The 6,027-nt window shown below is 76.2% G+C and carries 6 protein-coding genes; all 6 read left to right on the plus strand.

Annotation, left to right across the window (positions count from 1 at the left end):
- The gene (locus tag ACK4TH_RS07010) at window positions 1-609 is read left to right on the plus strand and encodes a type II secretion system protein J (RefSeq protein ID WP_409624236.1); all 609 of its coding nucleotides are present in this window, start codon (window positions 1-3) and stop codon (window positions 607-609) included.
- Window positions 606-1,562, plus strand: coding sequence for a type II secretion system minor pseudopilin GspK (gene gspK / locus ACK4TH_RS07015; protein ID WP_409624239.1), 957 nt, complete (start codon window positions 606-608; stop codon window positions 1,560-1,562). Before ACK4TH_RS07010 ends, gspK begins: the two co-directional genes overlap by 4 nt.
- A gap of 44 nt (window positions 1,563-1,606) precedes the next feature.
- The gene (gene gspL / locus ACK4TH_RS07020) at window positions 1,607-2,845 is read left to right on the plus strand and encodes a type II secretion system protein GspL (RefSeq protein ID WP_409624242.1); all 1,239 of its coding nucleotides are present in this window, start codon (window positions 1,607-1,609) and stop codon (window positions 2,843-2,845) included.
- On the plus strand, window positions 2,842-3,339 hold the full coding sequence (gene gspM, locus ACK4TH_RS07025; protein WP_409624244.1) for a type II secretion system protein GspM: 498 nt from the start codon (window positions 2,842-2,844) through the stop codon (window positions 3,337-3,339). Before gspL ends, gspM begins: the two co-directional genes overlap by 4 nt.
- Complete coding sequence (locus ACK4TH_RS07030; protein WP_409624247.1) at window positions 3,336-4,139, plus strand: type II secretion system protein N; 804 nt, start codon at window positions 3,336-3,338, stop codon at window positions 4,137-4,139. Before gspM ends, ACK4TH_RS07030 begins: the two co-directional genes overlap by 4 nt.
- A partial coding sequence (gspD, locus tag ACK4TH_RS07035) for a type II secretion system secretin GspD (RefSeq protein ID WP_409624250.1) occupies window positions 4,136-6,027 on the plus strand: 1,892 nt, incomplete at its 3' end. The genes ACK4TH_RS07030 and gspD, both read left to right, overlap by 4 nt.

Here is a 6,027-nt window from a genome sequence, read left to right on the forward strand (position 1 = left end):
ATGCGCCGCGCCCGGGGCCTGACGCTGATCGAGCTGCTGACCGCGCTGGCGGTGCTGGCCCTGCTGGCCACGCTCGGCTGGCGCGCGCTGGACGGCTTGCTGCGGGTACGCGAGGCCACCGAGGCGCGCAGCGCCGCGCAGCTCGGCTGGGCCGACGTGCTGGCGCAGTGGCAGCTCGACCTCGATCAGATGGTGGCACCGGCGGCCGGCGCGATCGATCCCCTGCTGGCCTGGTCGCGGCAGGGCGGTACGGTGCGCCTGCTGCGCCACGCCACCGACGGCGCCGGCTGGCAGGTGGTGGCGTGGGCCGCCGTGGACGACGGCCGACGCTGGGCGCGCTGGGCATCGGCGCCGCTGACCACGCGCGACGCGCTCGCGCAGGCCTGGGCGCAGGCACCGCAGCGCGTGCGCGCCCAAGGGGTGCGCACCGTGGCCATCGCCGCCGCCGACGTACAGGTGTGGGACGGCGCGCAGTGGAGCCCCACCGGTGCCGAGGGCACGCCACCCGCCGCCGTGCGGCTGGTGCTGGTGCCCGCCGCCGGCACCGGCTTCGAGGGAGCGCTGACGCTCGACTGGGCCTCGGCCCGCGTTGCCGGAGGCAAGTCGTGAGGCGCACGCAGGGCGCCGCGCTGCTGGTGGCGCTGATGCTGATGGCGGTGGTGTCCACGCTGGCCGCCGCCGCGTGGAGCCTGCAGTGGCGCGCCTGGGCCGTGGAGCGCGCCGAGCGCGACCAGGCGCAGGCCGCGTGGCTGCTGACCGGCGCATTAGACTGGGCGCGCCTGATCGTGCGCGAGGACGGCCGCGCCTCGCGTACCGACCACCTGGCCGAGCCGTGGGCGGTGCCGCTGCAGCCGACGCGGCTGTCGACCTTCCTGCGCGCCACCGACGAAGGCACCGACGCGCTCGACGAGGCGTGGCTGGCCGGCCGCATCGAGGACGCGCAGGCCCGCCTCAACTGGCGCAACCTGATCGACGTCACCGGCGCTGCGCCGCGCCTCGATCCCACGGCGCTGGCGGCGTTCGAGCAGCTCTGCGCGCTGCTGGAACTGCCGACCGACGAGCTGCGCGCGGTGGCCGAGGCGCTGCGGCAGGCCTGGCCGGCCGGTGCGCAAAGCCCGGCCCGTTATCCCTTGCCGCAGCGCACCGAGGACCTGCGGGCCCTGGGCCTGAGCGCCGCGAGCTGGGCGCGGCTGGCCCCGCACACCGTCTGGCTGCCGGAACCGACCCCGGTCAACCTCAACACCGCCAGCCCCATCGTGCTGCGCACCGTGCTGGCGGGGCTGGACGCCGCCGAGGCGCAGCGCCTCGTAACGTTGCGCAGCCAGCGCCCGTTCGAGCGCCCGGAGGCGCTCGTCGAGGCGCTGCCGCGCCTGGCGGCGTCATGGCAGCCGGCGCTGCTGAGCGTGGCCAGCCGCTATTTCGTCGTCACCGGGCAGCTGCGGCTGGGCGAACTGACGGTGCAGCAGACCGCGCTGCTGCGCCGCGACGGTGCGCGCGTGGAGGTGCTGTGGCGCCAGCGCGGCGTGGCAGCCGCCCCGGCCGCGACCCCGGCTGCGCCCTGAGGCGATGCTATGCTTGCCGCGCCCCGTCACCGCACCCCTGACCGATGCTGATCCTGCGCCCCGTCGACCGCTGCGCCACTGTCGCCGCTCCTGCCGGCGCGGCGGTCGAGGCGGCCCCGTCCGCCTGGCACTGGGCGCGCGTGGACGACGCCGGCACGGTGCTGGCGCAAGGCCGCGCGCCGGCTGACGGGCTGGCCGCCCTCGGCGGGCGCGAGTGCGTCGCGCTCGTGGTACCGACCGGCTGGCTGGCGTGGCACGCGGTGGCGCTGCCGGCTGGCCGCGCCGCCCGTACGCCGCCGGCGCTGGCCGGTCTGCTGGAGGAGGCGCTGCTGGATGACCCACAGCGGCTGCACTGGGCGATCGGGCTGGCAACCCCGGACGGCCGCACGTGGGTGGGCACCGTGCGCGAGGATCGGCTGCAGGCCGCGGTGGCCGCCGCGCAGGCGCCCGGCTGGACGGTGGAGCGCCTGGTCGCCGAAAGCCATCCGCTGCCCGCGCCGGTGCTGTGGGTGCACGCGCTGGACGGCGCCCCGATGGCGGTGCTGGCCGGGCCGGATGGCGTGGCCGCCGTGCCGCTGGCCGACCTCGACGCGCTGCTGCCGCCCGGTGCCGTGCAGGACGATGCACTCCCCGACGCCGCATCCCCAGCCGCCCCAACCTGCGCCGCCGACCCCACCGCCTTTGACGACGCGCGGTCGGCGCGGCCGCAGGCGCCCTGGCAGGCGCTGCCCGCCGCGCGGCGCTGGGCGGACGCGTGGCGCGACGGGCCAGATCTGGCGCAGTTTGCTTGGCGGCGGCGCATCGGCGGCGCGTGGTGGCAACGTGCGCTGCGCGCCATGCGCGAGGTCGGCACCGATCCAGCCTGGGCGCCGGCGCGCTGGGGCGTGGCGGTGGCCGCCACCGTGCCGCTGCTGGCGCTGCCCCTAGCGGCATGGCAGGCGCGCCAGGCCGAGCGCGCGCTCCAGGCCGAGACCCAGCGCCTCGCGCGCACGGCGCTGCCGCAGGCGCCGGTGCTGCTCGACCCGCCACGCCAGCTCGCGCAGGCGCTGGCCCAGCTGGGAGGCCCGGCGGCGCCCGGCGTGCTGGAGCGCTGGCTGCACGCCTGGGGCGCGCTGGAGGGCCCCCCGCCGCTGCAGGTGCGCCTGCAGGGCGAGCGACTCGAACTCCGCTGGGACGCCGCCCCCCCCGCGGAGCGGATCCGCGCCGCGGCGCGCGCTGCCGGGCTGACCGTGGCCCAGGAAGGCGAAACGACGTGGCGGCTGCAACCGGAGGCCGGGCGATGACGTCCATCCGTGCCGCGCTGCCGACGCTTGCCGCGCGCCTGCCCGCGCCGCTGCGTCGCCATGTCGGCCCGCTGCTGGTGCTGGGGCTGCTGCTCGCATGGGGGCTGGGCGTGGCCCGGCCCGCCTGGCACACGCTGCAGCAGGCGCCGCAGCGGCTGGCGCAGGCCCAGGCAGAGGCGCAGCGCACCGCAGCGCTGGCGCAGGCTCTGGCCGAGCGGCGAGCGGCCGCCGACGCCACCTCGGTCCCCGCCGCCACCCTCGAGACGGTGCGTGCCCTCACGCAGGAGCAACTGGGCGCGGGTGCCGAGCTGCGCGCCGACGAGGCCGGCGGCTGGCGCGTCGAGCTGGGCGGCGTGCCGGCCGAGGCACTGGCGCGCTGGCTCGTGGCGCTGCGCGAGCGGCTGGCGCTGCAGGTCGCCGAGCTCGACCTGCAGCGCGACGGCGGCCTCTGGCGCGGTCGCGCGCGCCTGGCCCCCGCGGGAGGTGCCCGGTGAGCGCGCGCGGCCCCCGCCTCCCCTGGCACGCGGCGGTGCTCGGCACGCTGCTCGGGGCGCTTTTCGCCAGCGTCGTCTGGGCCCCGGCGCGTTGGGTGGACGTGGCGCTGGCCGCCGCGAGCGACGGCCGGCTGCGGCTGCTGCAACCGGCCGGCACGCTGTGGGCCGGCTCCGGCGTGCTGCGCGTGGCCGGTGACGGCGGTGCCCTGACCGTGCCCGGCCGCCTGCGCTGGACACTGACGCCCGACCTGAGGGCTCCCGGCGCGCGCCTGACGCTGCAGCCCGACGCCGCTGCCGATGCGCCCTGGCGCGCGACGCTCGCGCGGCGCGACGGCAGCTGGTGGCTGCAGGCCGAACCGTGGCAGGCGCAGCTGGATCTGGCGTGGCTGCAGGCGCTGGGCGCGCCGTGGAACACCTTCGGCCTGCAGGGGCGCGCGCATCTCGCGTGGCCGGCGCTGCGCTGGCCGCTCGGTGCCTCCCCCCCCGCGGCTGCGAGCAGCCCCGCCCCGCTCACCATCGAGCTGCTCGACGTCGCCGCCGCCGTCAGCCCGCTGCGGCCGCTGGGCAGCTACCGGCTCACGCTGCAGGCCGCACCGGGCGCCGCGCCGACGTTCGCGCTCGACACGCTGCGCGGCGACCTGCGGCTGCAGGCCAGCGGCGGCTGGCCCGGCGGCCGGCTGCAGCTGCAGGGACTGGCCGAGGCCAATCCCGAGCGGCTTGACGCCCTGTCCAACCTGCTCAACCTGCTGGGCCGCCGCGACGGTGCGCGCGCCCATCTGCGCATCGGAAACCCCGCATGAACGACGCGACCCTCTGCTTCCGCCTCACCCGCACCGTGGCGCTGGCGCTGCTGGCGGCGGCGCTGTCCGGCTCCCTGGCTGCGCAGACCCCGCCGCCAGCGGTGCGCGCCGGCCAGCCGATCACGCTGAATTTCGTCGACGCCGACATCGAGGCGGTGGCCCGGGCACTGGGCGTCGCCACCGGCCGCGCCATCGTCGTCGACCCGCGCGTCAAGGGCGCGCTGACGCTGATCACCGAAACGCCGGTGCGCCCGTCCGCCGCGCTGGCGCAGTTCGGTGCCGAGCTGCGGCTGCGCGGCTTTGCGCTGGTGGAGTCGGCCGGGATCCTCAAGATCGTCCCGGAAGCCGAAGCCAAGCTGCTCGGCGGCCCGGTGCTGACCGAGGAGCAACCGGCTGCGGCCCGCGACGGGCAGCTCGTCACGCAGATCTTTCGCCTGCAGCACGAGAATGCCAACCAGCTGCTGCCGATCCTGCGTCCGCTGATCAGCCCGAACAACCCGATCACCGTCAACAACACGCACAACGCGCTGGTCATCACCGACTACGCCGACAACCTGCAGCGGCTGGCGCGCATCATCGCGGCGCTGGACGTCGGCACCGCCACCGACCTGGAGGTGGTGCCGCTCAAGCACGCCATCGCCACCGACGTCGTCGGCTGGGCGCGCCAGCTGCTCGACGACGACAGCGTCCCCGGCCCCAACCGCACGCCCGGCGGGCCGCGCACCACGGTGCTGGCCGACCCGCGCAGCAACAGCCTGCTGGTGCGCGCCAGCCACCCGGCGCGGCTGCAGCTGGCCAAGGCGCTGATCGAGCGACTGGATCGCCCCAGCGCCGCCAGCGCGGCGGCCAACATCCACGTCGTCTACCTGCGTCACGCCGATGCGGCGCAGCTGGCCACGACGCTGCGTGCCGCGCTGGCCGCAGCGGGCGCCCCGGGTGGCACCGATGCAACGCCGGCCACCCCGCCCACCGCTGCGGCCGCGGCACCGGCGACCAGCCCGGGCGCCAGCCCGACGGGATCGACCGGTGGCGCGCGCGGAATCGCCGGCGCGGTCGCGGCAACCGCCACGGCGGCCACCACCGGCGGCCAGGTGCAGGCCGACACCGCCAACAACGCCCTCATCATCACCGCGCCGGAGCCACTGTACCGCGAGCTGCGCCGCGTCATCGACCTGCTGGACGTGCGCCGCGCGCAAGTCTACGTCGAAAGCCTGATCGCCGAGGTCAGCGCCGAGAAGGCCTCCGAGATCGGCGTGCAGTGGCAGAGCATCATCGGCCGCGACGGCGACGGCGCCATCGGGCTGCTGGGCACCAACTTCGGCACCGGCGGCGCCAACATCCTCAACCTGGCCACGCAGAACGGCGGCCAGGGTCAGCTACCGGCGCCGGGCTTCAACGTCGGCATCGCGCAGCGCATCGGCGGCACCTACGTGCTGAGCGCCCTGGCCCGCTTCCTCGAGACGCAAGGCGACGCCAACATCCTGTCGACGCCCAACCTGCTGACGCTGGACAACGAGGAGGCCAAGATCGTCATCGGCCAGAACGTGCCGTTCATCACCGGCCAGTACACCGCCAACAACACCAACCAGGGCGCGGTCAACCCGTTTCAGACCATCGAGCGGCGCGACGTCGGCCTGACGCTGCGCGTGCGGCCGCAGATCCACGACGACGGCACCGTGCGACTGCAGATCTTCCAGGAAGTCAGCAGCGTGTTGCCCAGCTCGATCGGCAACCCCAGTGGCCTCATCACCAACAAGCGCGCGATCGAATCCACCGTGATGGTGGAGGACGGCGGCATCGTCGTGCTGGGCGGGCTGCTGCAGGACGAGTACGGCGGCAACCAGGACAAGGTGCCGGGGCTGGGCGACGTGCCGGTGCTGGGCAACCT

Origin of the sequence: Tepidimonas sp. (genome assembly GCF_046292505.1) — a bacterium.
Lineage (GTDB): Bacteria > Pseudomonadota > Gammaproteobacteria > Burkholderiales > Burkholderiaceae_C > Tepidimonas.